Below are 21228 nucleotides of genomic sequence, written 5' to 3' on the forward strand. Positions count from 1 at the left end.
GAGGTGTGCGGAGAGCGTGGGCGCCGGGCCCGGAGGACGGATCCCGTCGACCGGGCCCGGCTGTCGCATCCGTCGAGCGGATGCGGGGCGCTGGTTACCAGCGGTAGTGCGCGAAGGCCTTGTTCGACTCGGCCATCTTGTGCGTGTCCTCGCGACGCTTCACAGCGGCGCCGAGGCCGTTCGAGGCGTCGAGGATCTCGTTCATCAGACGCTCGGTCATCGTCTTCTCACGACGGCCCTTGGCGTACGACACCAGCCAGCGCAGCGCGAGGGTGTTCGCGCGGTGCGGCTTGACCTCGACCGGCACCTGGTAGGTCGAGCCGCCGACGCGGCGGCTGCGGACCTCGAGGGTCGGACGCACGTTGTCGAGCGCCTTCTTGAGCGTGGCGACGGCATCCTGGCCGTTCTTCGCCTCGACGCCCTGGAGGGCGTTGTAGACGATGCTCTCGGCGATCGACTTCTTGCCGTCGACGAGGATCTTGTTCACGAGCTGCGTGACGATCGGCGCGCCGTAGACCGGGTCGTTGACGACCGGACGCTTGGGGGCGGGTCCCTTACGAGGCATGTGACTCAGCCCTTCTTCGCGCCGTAGCGGCTGCGAGCCTGCTTACGGTTCTTGACTGCCTGGGTGTCGAGCGCACCGCGGACGATCTTGTAGCGGACACCGGGGAGGTCCTTCACACGACCACCGCGGACCAGCACGAGCGAGTGCTCCTGCAGGTTGTGGCCCTCGCCGGGGATGTAGGCGGTGACCTCGGTGCCGTTGCGGAGCTTCACACGGGCGACCTTGCGCATCGCCGAGTTCGGCTTCTTGGGCGTGGTCGTGTACACGCGGGTGCAGACACCCGCCTGCTGCGGGTTCGCCTTGAGCGCGGGCGCCTTGGTCTTCGAGACCTTAGGCGAGCGGCCCTTGCGAACCAGCTGCTGAATAGTAGGCACTGGTTGCTTTCTCCTTGTTGTGCTGCACGGTGACAGCGGTGGAATCCCCCGCTCCGCCGGGCCTGTGTTGCTCGGCATGACGATGCGGGTTTCACGTAGACCCACCCGGGCGACAGAATGTGTCGCACGTTTGGATGGTGGGTATGCCGTGGGGGTGACCTGTTCGCAGGTCAGTCCCGATGTGTGACGGCCACGGCGCACGCAAGCGGGCGCGCGTATACGCACACCCGACGATCATAGCGCATCCGTGCGGTCCCGGCGTGTCGTGCCCGGATCGGCCGCGACCCGGTGCAAGCAGCGCCAGCGCCCTAGAAGCCGATCTCCTCGTTGGGGTCGAACGGGGCGTCCAGCGCCTGCGACAGCTCGCTCAGCATCGCCTCGATCTGCGGCTCGACGTACTCGACCACCGCCGCGTGGATCCGCAGCCGGTGGTGCAGCAGGACGCGGCACACCTCGCGTCCGATGAGGTTCGCGTACTCGTCCGCGAGGGCGACCTCCCGCCGCAGGGCCGTCTTCGCCTCGTCCGAGAGCGGCGGAAGGCTCGGCACCTGCGACTCCTCCTCGCTCGCGAGCCCCGAGAGCGTGAAGAGGAAGGGCGCGCCCGGCACCGGGTCGGGATCCAGCGGGAGCCCCTCGAACTCCGGCTCCAGGCCCTCGGCCGGTCGGTAGCTGCGCGCACGGTTGCGTGCGGACTGCTGGTCGAGCTCGGCCTGCAGCATCGGCAGGTTGCGGGAGGTGTACTCGGCGACCGCGTGGTCGACGATCGTCTTGATGCGGGTCGAGAGCCCGTGCTGCACGCCGTGCGGGACGTCCGATCCGAGCCCCGCCGCGGACAGCACCGGCGAGCCCAGGCAGCGCCGGCACGGCGCCACCCGTCCGCGATGCGTCGCGGGCTCCCAGCGCGGCACCCAGCGCAGCCAGGCGTCCACCGCCTGGCTCACCTGCGTCTCGAGCGACCGCTCCACGCCTCCAGCGTAGGGGTGGGAGCGCCCCGCGCCCCGGTCATCCGCCCGAATCTCACGCAGAAGTCGAGGTCACTCGTCCTCGTCGCGCTCCCACGGCCACCGCGGTCGATGGGCGGCCGTGCGCCGCACCGCGACCGCGACCCAGGCGGCGACCGCGGCCGACCCGGCGAACACCGCCACCGTCCAGCTGGTCGCCACGTCGCCGACCGCCGCGGTCGCGAGGGCGAGGTCCGCGCCGAACACCAGCGCGAGCACCCACAGCGCCACGAGGTGCGCGAGCACGACAGCGAGCACCACGCCGATCACCGAGGTGTAGCGCGGCCGACCGCGCAGCACGGGCCACAGGGTCGCGGCGAACGCGATCGCCGACACCCCGGCCGCCAGGGGCCCGGGCACCGAACCGAGGCCGGGGGTCGCGATCACGTCGCGGTCGGTGCTGAGGCTCAGCAGGCCCGTCCCGAAGATCGTCAGGGCCACATACCCCACGGTCGCGAACGCGAGGAGCGCCGCGGGAGGGAACCTCCCGGGCGCTCCCGGCGTCGTCTGCGCGTTCGCGGCGACCTCAGGCCAGCTTCGGCCCGGCCTCGAGCGTGCGCTCGTACTCGGCCTGAGCGGCTTCGTTCTGCTCGGTGATGCGCGCGCCGCGGCGCGACGCCCAGGCACCGAACCAGATGGTGATCTCCCGCCCGAACACGAAGGCGGCGATCGCCAGCGGCGACAGCAGGTTCTCCTCGACCACGCGGAGACCGTCGCTCGCCGTCAGCACCCAGAACGGCGCCTGGAACAGCTGGCCGGCGATGTGGCCGGCATAGGCGACGATGCCCACGAAGATGCCGAGCAGCACCCAGGCGGCCCAGCGTGCGCGGTTGACGAGCGCGCCGAGCAGCCAGAAACCGAGGAAGAAGATCGCGACCGGCACCCACAGCTCGAACGACGTGGCCAGCTGCAGCGACACCTCGCCGACGTTCGCGGCCGTCACCGCGCCGTTCAGCGCGCGGCTGCCGAGGGTCGCCCCGAAGTACAGCACCGCGAACACCACGGCGGCGAGCAGTCCGATGCCGCCGGCGGCCGCGCGGTTGCCGCGCAGGCGCGGCGGCTCGGGGGCCTGCACGAAGATCGGCAGCTGCGCGGGCGGTGCGACCGGGGTGGTCTGGTCCGGGACGACCGGCTCGCTCGCCGTGATCGCGGGCGCGGCGGCCGGCGCGTCGTACGCGTCGCTCGCCGTGAAGGTCTGGGTCTTGTCCGCCGGCTCGAACCAGGGGTCGGCCTTCTTCTGCGGCTCCGCCTCGGGCGTCGTCGCCGGCGTCGTGGCCCCGCGCGCCTCGAGCGCGTCAAGGTCGGCCGCCAGCGCCGCGTAGTCCGGCTCCTCCGGCTCCGCCGGGGTGTCGGCGGGCTCGACCGGGGTCGCCGGCTCCGGTGCGGCCACCGGCTCGTCGACGATCACGGGCTCGTCCGCGGTCGCGGCGCGCTCCGACGAGGCGACCTCGGACCGCGCGCCGTCCGACACGCTGCCGACGGCGGCGTCGTCCTCGGGCACGATGACGACATCCGTCGCTCCGGTGGTGGTGCGGGCCTCGCGGCGCGTCGCGGGGGTCTCGCCGGCGTCGTCCACCGTGGCGTCCTCCTCGTGGGTGTCGGCGGCCGCGTCGAAGGCGGCGTCGGTCGTCGTCTCAGCGGGCTCGACGTCGCCCCGCACCTCGTCGGGCTCGCCGTCTCGAGGCTCGGGGCGCGGTCCCTGGGCGTCACTCATCCGAAGCACTCCTCACGGTCGGAACTGTCCCTTGCCTGCCGAGGCTACCGCGCCGTCCCGCCGCAGGACGGGAGCCTCGCCGCACGTGACGCGCGCCGCGCCGCGGGTGTACGTGACGCGGGACGCCGGGCGGGCTACCGTGACCGGCATGACCGCTCGACTCGCCGCCGTCGCCGGGGCGGCCCTGCTGCTCGCCGTGAGCCTCGCCGGATGCGCCGCCGAGGAGCCCGCGGACACCACGACCCCGAGTCACTTCACGCCATCGGCATCGCCGGGCGACGCGTCGGCCACACCGACGGCCGACCCGGTCGACCTGCCGACCGACTGCCGCGAGATCCTCTCGGACGACGTCCTCGCCCAGCTCTCCGACGTGCCGCTCAACGACGCCGCGTTCGGCGAGAGCGGCCCCCAGGACGACGGCTCGCTCGTATGCGTCTGGGGCGACCCGGGCGCCGACACGACCAACCTCGCCACCACGATCGAGCGGATGTCCCGCGGCCCCGCGCTGGCGCTCCTCAACGAGCTCATGGACGACGAGGACTTCTCGTGCTGGGACGCCGACGGCGGGACCCGCTGCGAGAAGACGTGGGAGAACGAGACCTACCCCGTCACCGACGGCCGCACCCTGTTCTGGCGCCAGGACGTGCTGATCGACACGCGCTACTCGAACCTCGCGCCCGAGGGCTACACCGCGAGCATCGTCGCCGCGCTCTTCGACTGATCGCGGGCGCGGCGGCTCGACCCCGGAGACGACGAAGGGCCCCGACCGAGGTCGGGGCCCTTCGCTACAAGATCACGCTCAGTTATACGTGCCGGGCGTGAAGTCGTCGGTCGAGAACGCGTCGAAGTCGACGTATCCGTAGTCGCCCTCCGCGAACGCGCCGTCGGACGCGAAGATGCGGTTGGGGTACCGCTCGCTCTTCGCCTCGTCCGTCGCCTCGACCGTGACGTTGCGGTACTTCGCAAGGCCCGTGCCGGCGGGGATCAGCTTTCCGATGATCACGTTCTCCTTGAGGCCGACGAGCGGGTCGCGCTTGCCCTGCAGCGCCGCCTCGGTGAGGACGCGCGTCGTCTCCTGGAACGAGGCGGCCGACAGCCACGACTCCGTCGCGAGCGACGCCTTCGTGATTCCCATCAGCTCCGGACGACCCGACGCGGGGCGCTTGCCCTCGGTCACGGCCGAACGGTTGATGTCCTGGTAGCGACGCAGGTCGACCATCTCGCCCGGGAGCAGGTCGGTCTCGCCGTGGTCGACCACGGTGACCTTGCGCAGCATCTGGCGGACGATGACCTCGATGTGCTTGTCGTGGATCGGCACACCCTGCGAGCGGTACACACCCTGCACGCCGCCCACGAGGTACTTCTGCACCTCGCGCGCACCCTGCACGCGCATGATCTCCTTCGGGTCGAGCGTACCGACCTGGAGGGGCTGGCCCACATCGACGTGCTGGCCGTCCTCGACCAGCAGCGTCGCGCGCTTCAGCACCGGGTAGACGACGGGCTCGTCACCGCTGTCGGGCGTGATGATGACCTTCTTGGCCTTCTCGGTCTCGTCGATCGTGACGCGGCCGGCGGCCTCGGCGATCGGCGAGGCGCCCTTGGGGGTGCGGGCCTCGAACAGCTCCTGCACGCGGGGAAGACCCTGCGTGATGTCGTCGGCCGAGGCCGAGCCACCGGTGTGGAACGTGCGCATCGTCAGCTGCGTGCCGGGCTCGCCGATCGACTGGGCCGCGATGATGCCGACGGCCTCGCCGATGTCCACGAGCTTGCCGGTCGCGAGCGAACGGCCGTAGCAGTTCGCGCAGACGCCGACCGCCGAGTCGCAGGTCAGCACCGAGCGGACCTTGATCGACTCGACACCCGCCTCGACCAGCTTGTCGATGAGCACATCGCCCACGTCCGACCCGGCGGCCGCGAGGACGGTGCCGTCCTCCGCCGTCACGTCGACCGCGAGCGTGCGGGCGAACACCGCGTTCTCGACGTTCGCGTCCTTGACCAGCGTGCCGGCCGAGTCGAACGAGGCGATCGTGTACTCGAGGCCCTTCGACGTGCCGCAGTCCTCCTCGCGGATGATGACATCCTGCGAGACGTCGACGAGACGACGCGTGAGGTAGCCCGAGTCGGCCGTACGGAGGGCCGTGTCGGCCAGACCCTTGCGGGCACCGTGCGTGGCGATGAAGTACTCCGCCACCGACAGCCCCTCGCGGTACGAGGAGATGATCGGGCGGGGGATGATCTCGCCCTTCGGGTTGTTCACGAGACCGCGCATACCCGCGATGTTGCGGATCTGCAGCCAGTTGCCTCGCGCACCCGACGACACCATGCGGTTGATGGTGTTGTCCTCGGGGAACGCGGCGCGCATCTCCTTCTGGACCTCGTCGGTCGCCTCGGTCCAGATCTTGATGAGCTCCTGACGACGCTCGGCGTCGGTCGTGAGGCCCTTCTCGTACTGCGAGGTGACCTTGGCGGCCTGCTTCTCGTACTTGGCGATGATCTCGGCCTTGTTCGACGGCGTGATGACGTCGCTCAGCGAGACCGTGACGCCCGACCGCGTGGCCCAGTAGTAACCGGCGTCCTTGACGCGGTCCAGCGTGGCCGCGACCTCGGTCTTCGGGTACTCCTCCGCCAGCTTGTTGACGATCTGCGACAGCTTGCCCTTGTCGGCCTGCTCCCGCACGAACGGGTAGCCCTTGGGCATCTGGTCGTTGAAGATCGCCTGGCCGAGCGAGGTGTCCACGAGGCCGTGGCGCTCGTAGTCCTCGGGCGCCTGGCCCTCGAGGAACGTCAGGCCGGGGATGCGGATGCGGATCTTCGCCTGCAGGTCGAGGGTGCCCTCGTCCTTCGCGAGCGTCGCCTCGCCCACCGAGCCGAACACGCGGCCCTCGCCCACGGCGCCGTCCTTCAGCGTCGTCAGGTGGTGCAGGCCGATGATCATGTCCTGCGCGGGCAGGGTCACCGGGCGGCCGTCCGACGGCTTCAGGATGTTGTTCGACGCGAGCATCAGGATGCGCGCCTCGGCCTGGGCCTCGACGGACAGCGGCAGGTGCACGGCCATCTGGTCACCGTCGAAGTCGGCGTTGAACGCCGCGCAGACGAGCGGGTGCAGCTGGATGGCCTTGCCCTCCACGAGCTGCGGCTCGAACGCCTGGATGCCGAGGCGGTGCAGCGTGGGCGCGCGGTTCAGCAGCACGGGACGCTCGCGGATGATCTCCTCGAGCACGTCCCAGACCTCGGGACGCGTGCGCTCGACCGAGCGCTTCGCGGCCTTGATGTTCTGCGAGTGGCCGAGGTCGATCAGACGCTTGATCACGAACGGCTTGAACAGCTCCAGCGCCATCTGCTTGGGCAGACCGCACTGGTGCAGCTTGAGCTGCGGGCCGACGACGATGACCGAACGGCCCGAGTAGTCGACGCGCTTGCCGAGCAGGTTCTGGCGGAAGCGACCCTGCTTTCCCTTGAGCATGTCGCTCAGGGACTTCAGGGCGCGGTTGCCGGTGCCGGTGACGGGACGTCCGCGACGGCCGTTGTCGAACAGCGCGTCGACGGCCTCCTGCAGCATGCGCTTCTCGTTGTTCACGATGATCTCGGGGGCACCGAGGTCGATGAGGCGACGCAGGCGGTTGTTGCGGTTGATCACGCGACGGTACAGGTCGTTCAGGTCGGAGGTCGCGAAGCGACCGCCGTCCAGCTGCACCATCGGGCGCAGCTCCGGCGGGATGACCGGGACGACGTCCAGGACCATCGACGCCGGCGACATGCCCGTCGACAGGAACGAGCTGACGACCTTCAGGCGCTTGATCGCGCGGATCTTGCGCTGACCCTTGCCCTCGGTGATCTGCAGGCGCAGCGACTCGGCCTCGGCGGCCAGGTCGAACTCGGCCAGGCGACGCTGGATCGACTCCGCGCCCATGTGGGCCTCGAAGTACTGACCGAAGCGGTCCTGCAGCTCCTGGAAGACGTCGTCCTCCGCCTTGAGCTGGCCGACCTCGAGGCCGCGGAACTCGTCCCACATGCGCTCGAGCTTGGCGACCTGCTCGTCCGCGCGCTTGCGGATCGTCGCCATCTCCTTCTCGGCGGCGTCCTTGGCCTTCTTCTTCTGGTCGGCCTTGGCGTCCTCGGCCTCGAGAGCAGCGAGCTCCTCCTCCAGCGACTGGAGGCGGGCGGCGATGCGCGAGTCGCGGCGGTCGCCGATGTTCTTGATCTCGAGACGCAGGTTGTTCTCGTGGGTCGGCATGTCGCGGTGACGCGCATCCTCGTCCACGGAGATCACCATGTAGGCGGCGAAGTAGATGACCTTCTCGAGGTCCTTCGGCGCCATGTCGAGCAGGTAGCCCAGGCGCGACGGGACGCCCTTGAAGTACCAGATGTGCGTGACGGGCGCCGCGAGCTCGATGTGGCCCATGCGCTCGCGACGGACCGAGCTCTTGGTGACCTCGACACCGCAGCGCTCGCAGACGATGCCCTTGAAGCGCACGCGCTTGTACTTGCCGCAGGCGCACTCCCAGTCGCGGGAGGGTCCGAAGATCTGCTCACCGAACAGACCGTCCTTCTCCGGCTTCAGGGTGCGGTAGTTGATGGTCTCGGGCTTCTTGACCTCGCCGAAGGACCAGCGACGGATGTCGTCAGCGGTGGCCAGGCCGATGCGAAGCTCATCGAAAGTTGTTGCGTCGAGCAATTGATTCTCCTGTTTGGAAATCTCTGTATCGGCCGGGCTTAGATCTCGTCGATCGAGGCGGACTCGAAGCGCGACGAGATGTTGATGCCGAGCTCCTCCGCTGCGCGGAAGGCCTCGTCGTCGGTGTCGCGGAGGTTGACCGCCGTGCCGTCGGCCGAGAGGACCTCGACGTTCAGGCAGAGCGACTGCATCTCCTTCATGAGCACCTTGAACGACTCGGGGATGCCGGGCTCCGGGATGTTCTCGCCCTTGACGATCGCCTCGTACACCTTCACGCGGCCGAGGATGTCGTCCGACTTGACGGTCAGGAGCTCCTGCAGCGCGTACGCGGCACCGTAGGCCTCGAGCGCCCACACCTCCATCTCGCCGAAGCGCTGGCCACCGAACTGCGCCTTACCACCGAGCGGCTGCTGGGTGATCATCGAGTACGGGCCCGTCGAACGCGCGTGGATCTTGTCGTCGACGAGGTGGTGCAGCTTCAGGATGTACATGTAGCCGACCGAGATCGGGTGCGGGTACGGCTCGCCCGAGCGGCCGTCGAACAGCCGGGTCTTGCCCGAGCTGTCGATCAGGCGGTCGCCGTCGCGGTTCGGCAGGGTCGAGTCGAGCAGACCCGCCAGCTCCGCCTCGTGCGCGCCGTCGAACACCGGGGTGGCGACCTTGGTGCCCGGGGCGGCCTCGAGGGCCTCCTTCGGCAGGTTCGCGGCCCACTCCGGCAGCCCCTCGACCTTCCAGCCCTGAGCGGCGATCCATCCGAGGTGCAGCTCGAGCACCTGGCCGAAGTTCATCCGGCCGGGCACGCCCAGCGGGTTCAGGATGATGTCGACCGGCGTGCCGTCGGCGAGGAACGGCATGTCCTCGACCGGCAGGATCTTCGAGATGACGCCCTTGTTGCCGTGACGACCGGCGAGCTTGTCGCCCTCGGTGATCTTGCGCTTCTGGGCGATGTAGACCACGACGCGGCGGTTGACGCCCGAGCCGAGCTCATCGTCGCCCTCCTCGGCGTTGAACTCCTTCACCGCGATGATCGTGCCCTGCTCGCCGTGAGGCACCTTCAGGGACGTGTCGCGCACCTCGCGGCTCTTCTCGTTGAAGATCGCGCGGAGCAGACGCTCCTCGGCCGACAGCTCGGTCTCGCCCTTCGGCGTGACCTTGCCGACGAGGATGTCGCCGGGACGCACCTCGGCGCCGATGCGGATGATGCCGCGCTCGTCGAGGTCCTTCAGCAGCTCCGGGCTGACGTTGGGGAGGTCACGGGTGATCTCCTCCTTGCCGAGCTTGGTGTCGCGGGCGTCGACCTCGTACTCCTCGATGTGGATCGAGGTGAGGGTGTCGTCCTTCACCAGGTTCTGGCTGAGGATGATCGCGTCCTCGTAGTTGTAGCCCTCCCAGTTCATGAACGCGACCAGGAGGTTCTTGCCGAGCGCGAGCTCGCCGTCCTCCGTGGCCGGGCCGTCGGCGATGACCTCGCCGACCTCGACGCGGTCACCCGCGTCGACGATCACGCGCTGGTTGTAGTTGTTGCCCTGGTTCGAGCGGTCGAACTTGCGCAGGAAGTACTCGCGCGTGCCGCCCTCGTCGAGCTGCAGGCGCACGAAGTCGGCCGAGACCTCGGCGACCACGCCGGCCTTGTCGGCGATGATCGTGTCGCCCGCGTCGATGGCCGCGTAGTTCTCCATGCCCGTGCCGACGAACGGCGACTGGGCGCGGAGCAGCGGCACCGCCTGACGCTGCATGTTCGCGCCCATGAGGGCGCGGTTCGCGTCGTCGTGCTCGAGGAACGGGATGAGCGACGTGCCCACCGACACCATCTGGCGCGGCGAGACGTCCATGTAGCCGATCTCGTCGGCGGGGACGAGGTCGACCTCGCCGCCGACCTGACGCGCGAGGACGCGGTCCTCGGCGAACGAGCCGTCCGACTTCAGCGGCGCGTTGGCCTGGGCGACGACGAACGCCTCCTCCTCCGCGGCGGTGAGGTAGTCGATCTCGTTCGAGACCTTGCCGTCGACGACGCGGCGGTACGGCGTCTCGATGAAGCCGAACGAGTTGATCCGCGCGAACGAGGCGAGCGAGCCGATCAGGCCGATGTTCGGGCCTTCCGGCGTCTCGATCGGGCACATGCGACCGTAGTGCGACGGGTGGACGTCGCGGACCTCGACGCCGGCGCGCTCACGCGACAGACCGCCGGGGCCCAGTGCCGACAGGCGGCGCTTGTGGGTCAGGCCCGCCAGCGGGTTGTTCTGGTCCATGAACTGCGACAGCTGCGACGTGCCGAAGAACTCCTTGATCGCGGCCACGACGGGACGCACGTTGATCAGGGTCTGCGGCGTGATCGCCTCGATGTCCTGCGTGGTCATGCGCTCGCGGACGACGCGCTCCATGCGCGACAGACCGGTGCGGACCTGGTTCTGGATCAGCTCGCCCACCGCGCGGATGCGACGGTTGCCGAAGTTGTCGATGTCGTCGACCGACAGGCGCAGCTCGGCGGTCTTGCCGCCGCGCACGCCCTCGAAGGTCTCGTCGCCGCGGTGCAGGCGGACGAGGTACTTGATCGTCGCGACGATGTCGTCGACGGTCAGCACCGAGTCGGTCAGCGGGCGGTCGATGCCGAGCTTCTGGTTGATCTTGTAGCGACCCACCTTGGCCAGGTCGTAGCGCTTCGGGTTGAAGTAGAAGTTGTCGAGCAGCGCGCGCGCGGCCTCGGCGGCGACCTGCTCGCCCGGACGCAGCTTGCGGTAGATGTCGCGGAGCGCGTCCTCCTTGGTGAGGATCGTGTCCTTCGCGAGGGTCTCCTCGATCGACTCGATGCCGGCGAACTCGGCGAGGATCTCCTCGCTCGACAGGCCGAGGGCCTTGAGGAACACCGTGACCGACTGCTTGCGCTTGCGGTCGATGCGGACGCCGACCTGGTCGCGCTTGTCGATCTCGAACTCGAGCCACGCGCCGCGGCTCGGGATCACGCGAGCCGACACGATGTCCTTGTCGGACGTCTTGTCGGGGGTCTTGTCGAAGTAGACGCCGGGCGAGCGCACGAGCTGCGACACCACGACACGCTCGGTGCCGTTGATGATGAACGTGCCCTTGTCGGTCTGCAGCGGGAAGTCGCCCATGAACACCGTCTGGGTCTTGATCTCGCCCGTCTGGTGGTTCATGAACTCGGCCTCGACGTAGAGCGGGGCCGCGTACGTCTTGCCGCGGTCCTTGCACTCCTCGATCGAGTACTTCTCCGGCTCGAGGTACGGGTTCGTGAACGAGAGCTGCATCGTCTCGCTCAGGTCCTCGATCGGCGAGATCTCCTCGAAGATCTCCTCGAGTCCGCTCCGCTCGGGCACGTCCGTGCGACCGGCGGCCTGGGCCTCGGAGACCCGGGCCTTCCAGGCGTCGTTGCCGACGAGCCAGTCGAACGACTCGGTCTGCAGCGCCAGCAGGTCGGGGACCGTGAGCGTGTCGGAGATCTTGGCGAACGAGAGGCGGGAAGCTCCGCGGCCGTTCTTGGTGGTGGTGGATGCGTTGCGCGCAACAGCCAAGGGGATTACCTCCATGAGCGACCGTGGCGGGGCCGCTGAGTTCCTTGTCGACAGGTGAGGTGCGGCTCCGAACATCCCGTCACCCTCGATCGCACGCCGCTATCTGCGGGGATCATGGGCGCCAGCCGACCACCATATGAAGGCATGGGAGAATCCAAGGAGCGCAAACACCTACCATATACCCCCCGACACGCGTTGTCCAGCGGGATCCTTGACCTCGCCCCGCACCTCGGGTATAACCGCGCCCCGGGCCCCTATCCGCGACAATCCCTCCTCGCGCCGACAATGCAGCGATCACCGGCATTCTCGGCGCACAGAGGGATTGTCGAGGGCCGGCCGGTCGCGGGTCAGCGGCGGCGGAGCAGGGCGTGCGACAGGAGGCCCGCCAGCAGCGCCCAGAACGCCGCGCCGATGCCGAGCACCGAGACGCCGCTCGCGGCCACCACGAAGGCGATGACGGCGGGGATGCGGCCGGCGTCGTCCTCGACCGCCGCGCGCAGCGACGAGCCGAGCGTCGGCAGCAGCGCGAGACCGGCGACCGCCGCCAGCACCCCGGGCGAGACGCCGACCAGCGTGGTCAGCGCCGTCGCGAGCGCCGCGAGCACGAGGTAGATCCCCGCGGCGACGCGGACCGCACGCCACCGCTGGGACGCGTCGGGATGCGCCTCGGGCGACGCGGCGAGCGCGGCCGTGATCGCCGCGAGGTTGATCGCGTGACCGCCGAACGGCGCGCCCACGATCGTGCCGACGCCCGTCACCGCCATGCTCTCGCGCCACGGCACGCGGTAGCCGTAGGAGCCCAGCACGGCCGATCCCGGCACGTTCTGCGACGCCATCGTCACGACGTACAGCGGCACGGCGATGCCGACCGCGGCCGACCACGTGAACGCCGGCAGCACCGGCTCGAGCACCGGCAGCACGGGGCCGCGCAGCCCGCCCTGCATCCCGGCGAGCACGCCGAGCACCGCCAGGCCCGCCGCGAACGCGGCCGGCGCGGCCCATCGCGGCGCGGTCGCCATCAGCACGATCCAGACGACCACGATCGGCAGGACCGCCAGCGGCTGCTCGACGAGCGCCCGCACGGGCGCGAGGCAGAGGCCCACGAGGACGCCGGCGAGCATCGCCTGCGCGATCGGGGCGGGGATGGCGCCGACGAGCCGGGCGAGCGCGGGCCAGAGCCCCGTCAGGACGATCAGGACGCCGGCGATCGCGAACGCGCCGACGGCGGCCGGCCAGCCGCCCTCCGGCACGGCGCCGGCGGCGAGCAGCGCGGCGCCCGGCGTCGACCAGGCGAGCACGACCGGCTGGCGCGTGCGCTGCGCCAGCCAGAGCATGCCGAGCGCCTGCGTGAAGCACAGGGCCACCAGGCCGGACGCCGCCTGAGCGGTGGTGGCGCCGGCCGCCTGCAGCCCCGCCAGCACCACGGCGGACGAGCTCGCGAAGCCGACCAGCGCGGTCGTGAGCCCCGCCAGGGCGATCCGTCCCCGATCCATGCCCCTCAGCGTATGGCGGTCGGCGACCGCGGCCCGCGCCTCCCGCTCTCGTCCGCGAGAATCCCTCTTCGCGCCGACAATGCAGCGATCACACGCATTCTCGGCGCAGGAATGGATTGTCGGCGGTCGGCGGTCGTGGGTCGGCGGCCGACCGCCGGCACAGGGGCGAATCGGGTCTCGCGCGACCGGGCATCCTCGTAGTTGACTCGGATCATGGCCGCCGCGCTCGACCTCGACCCCGCCCTCGCGGACGCCGGGGAGGTGGCACGGAGGCTCGGCGTCGACCCGGAACGGGGACTGACCGCCGACGAGGCCGCCTCGCGGCTCGCCGAGCACGGCCCCAACGAGCTGCGCGGCACGCCGCCGGTGCCGCTGTGGCGACGGGTACTCACCCAGCTGCGCGACCCGCTCGTGGTGCTGCTGCTCGTCGCCGCGGCCGTGTCCGTCGTCGCGTGGGTCGTCGAGGGGGCCGAGGGCATCCCCGTCGACGCGATCGTCGTGCTCGCCGTGATCGCGTTCAACGTGGTGATCGGCCTCGTGCAGGAGTCGCGCGCCGCCGACGCCGTCGCCGCACTCGCCGTCATGACCCGTGCCCAGTCCACGGTGCTCCGCGACGGCGAGCTCGCGACCGTGCCCGCGGCGGAGCTCGTGCCGGGCGACGTCCTGCAGCTCGCGGAGGGCGACCAGGTCGGGGCCGACGCGCGGCTGGCGCGGGGCGCGTCCCTGCGCGTGACGGAGGCGTCGCTCACGGGCGAGAGCGCCCCGGTCGGCAAGGACCCGGAGGCCCTGCCGGGCGTCGTCCCCCTCGGCGACCGCACGGACATGGTGTTCCGCGGCACGGCGGTCACCGGCGGCACCGGCCGCGCGATCGTGACCGCGACCGGCATGTCCACCGAGATGGGCGCGATCGCCACGATGCTCGACGAGACCAAGGAGGAGGCGACGCCGCTGCAGCGCGAGATCTCGCGCGTCGGCTCGCTGCTCGGCCGGATCGTCGTCGGCATCGCGATCGTCATCATGCTCACGATCGCGATCGTCGAGACCCCGACGAGGGCGTCCGACTGGGTCACGATCCTGCTGCTGGGGGTCTCGCTCGCCGTGGCCGCGGTGCCGGAGGGGCTGCCGGCGATCCTGTCCGTCGTGCTCGCCCTCGGCGTGCAGCGGATGGCCAAGCGCAACGCGGTCGTGAAGCGCCTCTCGAGCGTCGAGACGCTCGGCTCCGCGTCGGTCATCTGCACCGACAAGACCGGCACCCTGACGCAGAACGAGATGACGATCCGCCGGATCGTGACGGCCTCGGGCTCGGTCGACGTCACGGGCGTCGGCTACGCCCCCGACGGCGAGGCGCGGGTGGCCGGGCAGGACGCCGCGCTCGACGAGGCGTCGCCCGCGCTGCGCACCGAGGTGCGAGCGGTGCTGGGCGCCGGATCGCTCGCGAACGACGCCCAGCTGGCGCGACGCGACGGGCGCTGGGAGATCACGGGAGACCCCACCGAGGCGGCGTTCCTGGTCGCCGGACGCAAGCTGCCGGGGCTGGACGACGAGGTGCGCGCCGCGCGGCGCCTGGCCGAGGTGCCGTTCTCGAGCGAGCGGAAGATGATGTCGACCGCTCACCGCCAGCCCGACGGGCGCACGCTGATCCTCGCGAAGGGCGCCCCGGACGTGCTGCTCGAGCGGTGCACGCACGTGCTGGTCGGCGACGACGCGGCGCCCCTCGACGACGAGACCCGCGCACGCCTGCTGGACGCCGTCGAGACGCTGTCGGCCGACGCCTTCCGCACGCTCGGGGTCGCGGCGCGCGTCGCCACGGAGATCGGCCCCGACGAGACCGAGCCGGACGCCGACGAGGCCTGGGAGCGCGACCTCGTCTACCTCGGGGTCGTCGGCATCATCGACCCGCCCCGCACCGAGGCGAAGACCGCGATCGCGCGCGCTCACGACGCCGGCGTGAGGGTCGTGATGATCACGGGCGACCACCCGACCACGGCCGCGCGGATCGCCGCCGACCTGGGCATCGCGCCCGCGGGATCGCACGCGGTGACGGGCCGTGAGCTCGACGCGCTCAGCGAGCAGGAGCTCATCGCCGTCGCGCGCCGGTCGTCCGTGTACGCGCGGGTCGCGCCCGAGCACAAGCTGCGCATCGTCGACGCGCTGCAGGCCGACGGGCAGACCGTCGCGATGACCGGCGACGGCGTCAACGACGCGCCCGCCCTGAAGTCCGCCGACATCGGCATCGCCATGGGCATCACCGGGACGGAGGTGACGAAGGAGGCGGCGAAGATGGTGCTCGCCGACGACGACTTCGCCACGATCGTGCGCGCGGTGCACGAGGGCCGGGTCATCTTCGACAACATCCGCAAGTTCCTGCGCTACCTGCTCTGCTCGAACATGGGCGAGGTGCTCACGATGTTCTTCGGCGTCGTGCTGGTGGGCGTCATCGGGCTGTCGGAGGCCGGCGGAGAGGGCATCGTCGTGCCGCTGCTCGCCACGCAGATCCTCTGGATCAACCTCGTCACCGACACCGCGCCGGCGCTCGCCATGGGCGTCGACCCGGAGGGCGACGACGTCATGGCCCGGCCGCCGCGCGGACCCCGGGAGCGGGTGATCGACGGCGCCATGTGGGCCGGCATCGCCTCGACCGGCATCACCCTGGCCGCGGCCACGCTGTTCGCGATGGACCTGTGGCTGCCCGGCGGGCTGATCCCCGGCGGGCAGGACTCGCTCGAGGTCGCCCGCACCGCGGCGTTCACGACGCTCGTGCTCGGCAACCTGTTCGCCGCATTCAACGCGCGCTCGGCCACGTCGTCGGCGTTCCGCGGGCTGTTCGCCAACCGCCGCCTCTGGGCCGCGGTCGCCCTCGGCGCCGCGCTGCAGGTCGCGGTCGTGCACGTCCCGCCGCTGCAGGTGGCGTTCGGCACCGCGGCGCTCGACGCGTGGCACTGGGCGGTCGCCGTCGCACTCGCATCGGCGGTGCTCTGGGTCGAGGAGGTGCGCAAGGTGATCATCCGCGCCCGACTGCGCCGTCGCAGCGCGGAGACGCCGGCGGCCCGCGCGTAGCCTGGAGGCATGGGGCGACAGCGACGGGACGAGGACGTACCGCAGACACGGCTGTCGGACGGACGCATCGCGCGCATCGTGCCGAGCCCCTATGTGACGGGCTACGAGGTGGAGGTCGACGGCACGCCGCAGTCGCACGTGGACCCGTCCGACCCGACGCACCTGCACTTCGAGTACGTCGCGCGCATGGGCGCGGTCATCGACCAGCTGCCCGTGGGGCCGCTGACGGCCGTGCACCTCGGCGCGGGCGGGCTGACGATCCCCCGATACGTCGACGCGACGCGCCCTGGCTCGCGACAGCAGGTCATCGAGCTCGAGCAGCCGCTCGTCGACCTGGTGCGCGAGCACCTGCCGCTGCCGCGCGGGGCGTCCATCCGCATCCGCACGGGCGACGCGCGCGAGGGCCTGTCACGTCTGCCCGCCGCGATGACCGGAGCGGTCGACCTGCTGGTCTCCGACGTGTACTCGGGCGCCCAGACGCCCGCCCACCTGACGACCGTGGAGTTCTATCGGGCGGCGGCCGCCCTGCTGGCCCCGACCGGGGTGCTGCTGGTGAACGTCGCCGACGGCGCCGGCCTGGCGTTCGCCCGACGCCAGGTCGCGACGGTCCGCGAGGTGCTGCCCGAGACGATCGTGCTCGCCGAGGTGCAGGTGCTCAAGGGGCGCCGCTTCGGGAACCTGGTGATCGCGGCGTCGTCCGCTCCCCTGCCGACCGACTGGCTGCCCCGGCTGATGGCGGCCGGACCGCATCCCGCGAAGGTCGCGCAGGGGGCCGAGGTCGACGCCTTCGTCGCCGACGCCCGGCCCGCCGTCGACGGCGACGCGACCGCCTCGCCGCTGCCGGGACGGGTGCTGTTCGAGAGGTGACGGGCCTCCGGCGACGGCGGATCGGTTCGCCCGGCGCGGACGATCTGAGGCGTCCTGGGCGTGCCCTGCCCGGCGCCCCGGGTGTCTCGGCGACACTGGAGGGGCGCGCGCCGGAACGCATGCAGGAGGGAAACGTCGAGTGAGCAGCATCCACGGATACGACTCCGAGTCCCTGCGCGAGATCGTCGATCCGGAGGCGTGCGCCCGGCGCCTCGACGAGATCAGCCACCTGCGGAGCCTCCCGGCGATGCTCGAGCAGGTCTGGCTGCACAAGGTGCTGGGGCGCCTGGACGAGGCGCTCGCGCTGTCCGAGCAGGCCGTTCGCCTGGCCCGCATGTCGGGCACGCGGAAGGATCTGCTGCGCGCCCGCATCCTGCACGCCAGCGTGAACCACTGGCTCGGGCGGTACACCGCCGCCGAGTCGGAGCTGTCCACCTGCATCGACGAGGCGCTCGGGCAGACGTGGAACGGCATCGCGGCGTTCGCGCTGACCCACCGGGGCAAGACGCGCTACGACGCCGGCGACATCCCCGGCGCGCGCGAGGACTTCAAGCAGACGCTGTTCCTGCGCCAGGAGGCCGGCGCGAGCGACGCCGAGCTGGAGCCCGTGATGCAGTGCGTCGAGGCGGCCGATCGGCGCCGCCACCAGAGCGCCGTCGCCGGCTGACGCACGGCGCCGCCGCGCCTCCGTCGCCACGGACTCCGCGTCGACGCGTCCCGATGTCCTCGGCGACGGTTAGCCTTCTGATGTGTCGGACCTCGAACGCGTGCGCGTGTGGGCACAGGCCCTGATCGACCACCACCTGGACGGGTCCTGGACCTTCGGCTTCGACAACGCCAAGCGACGTGCCGGGCTCTGCGACTACGACCGCAAGCGCATCTCCGTCTCGCGCTATCTGGCGGCGCGGTACGACGACGACACCAATCACCAGACGCTGCTGCACGAGGTCGCCCACGCGATCGCCGGCCCCGCCGCCGCCCACGGGCCCGAGTGGAAGCGCGTCGCGCGCGGCCTCGGCTACGTCGGCGGCACCACCCACCGTGGCGAGACGGCGAACGAGCTCGCGCCCTGGGTCGGCGTGTGCCCCGCGGGCCACACGGCCTACCGACACCGCCGGCCCACGCGAGCGATGTCGTGCGTGCAGTGCTCGCCGCGGTTCGACGCGCGCTTCCAGTTCGACTGGACGCGCCGCGAGATCACCGCCGCCACGCGACTCGAGGCCTCGACGCCCCGCTGAGCCGGGCACGGCGGGAACGCGTCGAACCCGCGGGTGGATCGAGACGACACCACGCCCGCCGCGGGCTTCGAAGGTTTCGACTCGCCTACGGCTCGCTCAACCGACAACAGAGGCCGAAGGCACACAGCGACAACAGACGCCGGCCCTCGACCGGCGGTCAGGCGGGGCGGGGGCGGGAGTACTCCAGCTCGGGGCGGCCGCGGGCGCCGTGGCGCGGCGCGCGCACCGCGACGCCGCGGTCGGCCAGGTGCTCGAGGTAGCGCCGGGCGGTCACCCGGGACAGGCCGAGGCGCTCCGCGACCTCGGTGGCCGAGCGCGGCGACGCCGCCGCGGCCAGCAGATCGGACACCGCGTCGAGCGTCTGCTCCGACAGCCCCTTCGGAAGACCCGGGGCGTTGGAGGTGCGCAGCGCCGCGAACGCCGTGTCGACCTCGCGCTGGCTGAGCGTCGAGACCGGGGCCCGCATCCGGTCGAAGAAGTCCTTGTAGGCGGCCAGCTTCTGCGCGAACACCTCGAACACGAACGGCTTGATGAGGTACTGCACGACGCCGACGGCGACCGCCTGCCGCACCGACTCGAGCTCGCGCACCGCCGTCACCGCGATCACGTCCACGATCAGCCCGGACGCGCGGAGCTCCCGGCAGAGGTCCAGGCCGTGGCCGTCGGGCAGGTTGAGGTCGAGCAGCAGGAGGTGGATGCGCTCGCCGCGCTCGACGGCGTCGCGCAGCGCCCGGCGCGCGGCGCTGACGGTGAGGGCCACGCCGACGGCGTCGAAGCCGTCGAGTCGGCGGACGTACTCGGCATGGGCCGCCGCGGTGCGGGCGTCGTCCTCGACGACCAGAACGCGGATCACGCGCTCGCCTCCGCCCGCGGGCTCCGGCGCCGGCAGGATCGCCGTGAACACCGCGCCCCCGCCGGGAGCGGCCGTCACCTCGATCGTGCCGCCGAGCCCCTCGACCACCTGGCGCACGAGCGTCAGCCCGTACCCGTGGGCCTGCGACTCCGTGTCCTTCGTCGAGTAGCCGCGGCGGAAGATCCGGTCGCGGTCGGCCTCGGCGACGCCGTCGCCGCTGTCGGAGACCTGGAACACGAGCGAGCCGTCGTCGGCGCTCGCGAGGTACACCTCGACCCACGCGTCGGTGTCGCCCGTCCGCGCCGCGCGCGACGCCGCCGCGTCGGTCGCGTTGTCGATCAGGTTGCCCAGGATGGTGACGACGTCGGCGGGCTGCAGCCCCTGCGTCCCGGGGGCGAGGTGCGTCTCGAAATGCATCTCGACGGCCCTCTCATGCGCCTGCGCGGCCTTCCCGAGCATGAGCGCCGCGATCACCGGCTCGTCCACGGCGTGGAGCACCCGGTCGGCGAGACGCTGGCCGAGGTCGCGCTCGGACGCGGCGAAGGTCAGCGCCTCGTCGGCCTGCCCCAGCTCGATCAGCGTCGCGATGGTGTGCAGGCGGTTGTCGAACTCGTGCGCCTGCGCGCGCAGCGCGTCGGAGATCGTGCGCACCGACGACAGCTCCCCGGTCACGCGCCTCAGCTCGGTGCGGTCGCGGAGCGTGAGGATCTCGGCGGAGCGGCCGGCCAGTTCCGTCTGTTCCCGCGCCACGAGCAGGTCCTTCGCGGCGATCCGCACCACCTCGTCGCGGTCGTCGCCGGCGAGCACCGCGTGGACGTCCTCGGGCAGCCCGGCATCGTCGACCGCGAAGGGCGCGGGGCGGTCGATGCCCAGCATCCGCAGCGCCTGGTCGTTCGCCAGCACCACTCGGGGCGCGTGCCCGGGGCGGCGCTCGATGAGCAGCAGCCCCTCCTCGAGCGAGTGCAGCACCGCCTCGTGCGCCGCGAACAGCCGGGCGAGCTCGTCGGGATCGCGCCCGTCGGTCACCCGGTCGAGCCGGCGGAACAGCATCACCGCGGCGAGCGCGCCGAGCCCGACGACCACGACCGCGAACAGTCCCACGATCTGCAGGCGCACCAGGATCGCCTCGGTCACGTTCTCGAGCGTCACCCCGGCCGAGACCAGCCCGACGACCTCGCCGCCGGACAGGACGGGCGTGACGGCGCGCACCGACGGGCCGAGCGTCCCGGGATACACCTCGGTGAAGGTCTCGCCCTCCAGCGCCGGCTCGATCGTGCCGAGGAAGTCGCCGCCGATCCGCTCGGGGTTGGCGTGCGTGTACCGGGTGCGGTCGCTGTCCATGATGGTCACGTAGTCGACGCCCGTGGCGCGCAGGATGCCCTCGACGTAGGGCTGGAGCCGCGCGGACGCGCGCGTCACGGCGCCCTCGGGGTCGGCGGCCGCCTCCTCGTGCGCCTGGGCGACCGCCTGCACGACCGTCGGGTCGATCGCGAGCGTGGTGGCGAGGTCGGTGCTGGTGCGCGCGGCCTGCGCGTTGGCCGAGGTATGGGCGTCGAAGGCGAGGCCCGCGAAGACCACCGCGGCTCCCGCGAGCAGCACCAGGGTGAACTCCACGAGGAAGCGACGCGCGACGCTGCGCCGGCGCTCGCGGATCGGCTGCGTCGGCGCAGGGCGCGACGCCGCCTGCGCGTCGCCTCGTTGCACCGCGTGCGGTCCGGACATGAAGCCCATTCTGACCTCCGCCGCGCCGCGCCGCGGCCCCGTCGGTGCGAACACTATGCACGCAAATGTCGCGCGGCACCGGCGCGCCGCCAGGATCGGGACGCACGCCGACGGCGTCGTGCCCGCGCCCCCTCCGCGAGAG

At 71.4% G+C, this 21228-nt stretch carries 14 protein-coding genes; 5 read left to right on the forward strand and 9 right to left on the reverse strand.

All coding sequences use genetic code 11. The features are described from left to right. Nucleotides 1-94: 94 nt before the first annotated feature. From rpsG to K5S26_RS16805, 5 genes are all read right to left on the reverse strand, one after another. Nucleotides 95-565: a 30S ribosomal protein S7 gene (rpsG, locus tag K5S26_RS16785; RefSeq protein ID WP_221860332.1), complete on the reverse strand. Its 471-nt coding sequence runs from the start codon at nucleotides 563-565 to the stop codon at nucleotides 95-97. A 5-nt stretch (nucleotides 566-570) separates the two neighbouring features. Continuing rightward, nucleotides 571-939, reverse strand: a complete 369-nt coding sequence (gene rpsL / locus K5S26_RS16790; RefSeq protein ID WP_018171438.1) for a 30S ribosomal protein S12 — start codon at nucleotides 937-939, stop codon at nucleotides 571-573. Nucleotides 940-1247: 308 nt separating this feature from the next. After that, nucleotides 1248-1904 (reverse strand): spermidine/putrescine ABC transporter substrate-binding protein, encoded by a 657-nt coding sequence (locus K5S26_RS16795; protein ID WP_221860334.1) that lies wholly within the window; start codon nucleotides 1902-1904, stop codon nucleotides 1248-1250. A 69-nt stretch (nucleotides 1905-1973) separates the two neighbouring features. Next, on the reverse strand, nucleotides 1974-2567 hold the full coding sequence (locus K5S26_RS16800; protein ID WP_504739587.1) for a DUF6121 family protein: 594 nt from the start codon (nucleotides 2565-2567) through the stop codon (nucleotides 1974-1976). Beyond that, on the reverse strand, nucleotides 2467-3654 hold the full coding sequence (locus tag K5S26_RS16805; RefSeq protein ID WP_221860338.1) for a DMT family transporter: 1188 nt from the start codon (nucleotides 3652-3654) through the stop codon (nucleotides 2467-2469). The genes K5S26_RS16800 and K5S26_RS16805 overlap by 101 nt, the downstream gene beginning before the upstream one ends. A 148-nt stretch (nucleotides 3655-3802) precedes the next feature. Between K5S26_RS16805 and K5S26_RS16810 the strand changes: the two genes are divergently transcribed. Then, nucleotides 3803-4375, forward strand: coding sequence for a hypothetical protein (locus tag K5S26_RS16810; protein WP_221860340.1), 573 nt, complete (start codon nucleotides 3803-3805; stop codon nucleotides 4373-4375). 78 nt (nucleotides 4376-4453) lie between these two features. Here K5S26_RS16810 and K5S26_RS16815 read toward each other — a convergent pair whose 3' ends face one another. The 3 genes from K5S26_RS16815 to K5S26_RS16825 all read right to left on the reverse strand — a co-directional run bounded on the left by K5S26_RS16815 (nucleotide 4454) and on the right by K5S26_RS16825 (nucleotide 13349). Then, the gene (locus K5S26_RS16815) at nucleotides 4454-8329 is read right to left on the reverse strand and encodes a DNA-directed RNA polymerase subunit beta' (RefSeq protein WP_221860342.1); all 3876 of its coding nucleotides are present in this window, start codon (nucleotides 8327-8329) and stop codon (nucleotides 4454-4456) included. A gap of 38 nt (nucleotides 8330-8367) precedes the next feature. Next, complete coding sequence (rpoB, locus tag K5S26_RS16820) at nucleotides 8368-11856, reverse strand: DNA-directed RNA polymerase subunit beta (RefSeq protein WP_221860344.1); 3489 nt, start codon at nucleotides 11854-11856, stop codon at nucleotides 8368-8370. Nucleotides 11857-12203: 347 nt separating this feature from the next. Beyond that, nucleotides 12204-13349 carry a benzoate/H(+) symporter BenE family transporter gene (locus tag K5S26_RS16825; protein WP_221860345.1) on the reverse strand — a complete coding sequence of 382 codons (1146 nt, stop codon included), beginning with the start codon at nucleotides 13347-13349 and terminating at the stop codon, nucleotides 12204-12206. Between the two features lie 213 nt (nucleotides 13350-13562). Between K5S26_RS16825 and K5S26_RS16830 the strand changes: the two genes are divergently transcribed. From K5S26_RS16830 to K5S26_RS16845, 4 genes are all read left to right on the forward strand, one after another. Beyond that, nucleotides 13563-16406, forward strand: a complete 2844-nt coding sequence (locus tag K5S26_RS16830; protein WP_221860347.1) for a cation-translocating P-type ATPase — start codon at nucleotides 13563-13565, stop codon at nucleotides 16404-16406. A 9-nt stretch (nucleotides 16407-16415) separates the two neighbouring features. Then, complete coding sequence (locus tag K5S26_RS16835; protein ID WP_221860349.1) at nucleotides 16416-17273, forward strand: spermidine synthase; 858 nt, start codon at nucleotides 16416-16418, stop codon at nucleotides 17271-17273. A gap of 139 nt (nucleotides 17274-17412) precedes the next feature. Then, nucleotides 17413-17940, forward strand: a complete 528-nt coding sequence (locus tag K5S26_RS16840; RefSeq protein ID WP_221860351.1) for a hypothetical protein — start codon at nucleotides 17413-17415, stop codon at nucleotides 17938-17940. An 82-nt stretch (nucleotides 17941-18022) separates the two neighbouring features. Beyond that, nucleotides 18023-18511 (forward strand): SprT-like domain-containing protein, encoded by a 489-nt coding sequence (locus K5S26_RS16845; RefSeq protein WP_221860353.1) that lies wholly within the window; start codon nucleotides 18023-18025, stop codon nucleotides 18509-18511. A gap of 157 nt (nucleotides 18512-18668) precedes the next feature. Here K5S26_RS16845 and K5S26_RS16850 read toward each other — a convergent pair whose 3' ends face one another. Then, nucleotides 18669-21086 (reverse strand): ATP-binding protein, encoded by a 2418-nt coding sequence (locus K5S26_RS16850; RefSeq protein WP_221860355.1) that lies wholly within the window; start codon nucleotides 21084-21086, stop codon nucleotides 18669-18671. Between the last annotated feature and the right edge of the window lie 142 nt (nucleotides 21087-21228).

Origin of the sequence: Microbacterium marinilacus (genome assembly GCF_019753765.1) — a bacterium.
Lineage (GTDB): Bacteria > Actinomycetota > Actinomycetes > Actinomycetales > Microbacteriaceae > Microbacterium > Microbacterium marinilacus.

Excerpts from the sequence above, each read along its gene's own strand:
- K5S26_RS16825 (WP_221860345.1), bottom strand. The coding sequence starts at position 13,349 with ATGGATCGGGGACGGATCGCCCTGGCGGGGCTCACGACCGCGCTGGTC.
- K5S26_RS16805 (WP_221860338.1), bottom strand. The coding sequence starts at position 3,654 with ATGAGTGACGCCCAGGGACCGCGCCCCGAGCCTCGAGACGGCGAGCCC.
- K5S26_RS16810 (WP_221860340.1), top strand. The coding sequence starts at position 3,803 with ATGACCGCTCGACTCGCCGCCGTCGCCGGGGCGGCCCTGCTGCTCGCC.
- K5S26_RS16835 (WP_221860349.1), top strand. The coding sequence starts at position 16,416 with ATGGGGCGACAGCGACGGGACGAGGACGTACCGCAGACACGGCTGTCG.
- K5S26_RS16850 (WP_221860355.1), bottom strand. The coding sequence starts at position 21,086 with ATGTCCGGACCGCACGCGGTGCAACGAGGCGACGCGCAGGCGGCGTCG.
- rpsG (WP_221860332.1), bottom strand. The coding sequence starts at position 565 with ATGCCTCGTAAGGGACCCGCCCCCAAGCGTCCGGTCGTCAACGACCCG.
- K5S26_RS16830 (WP_221860347.1), top strand. The coding sequence starts at position 13,563 with ATGGCCGCCGCGCTCGACCTCGACCCCGCCCTCGCGGACGCCGGGGAG.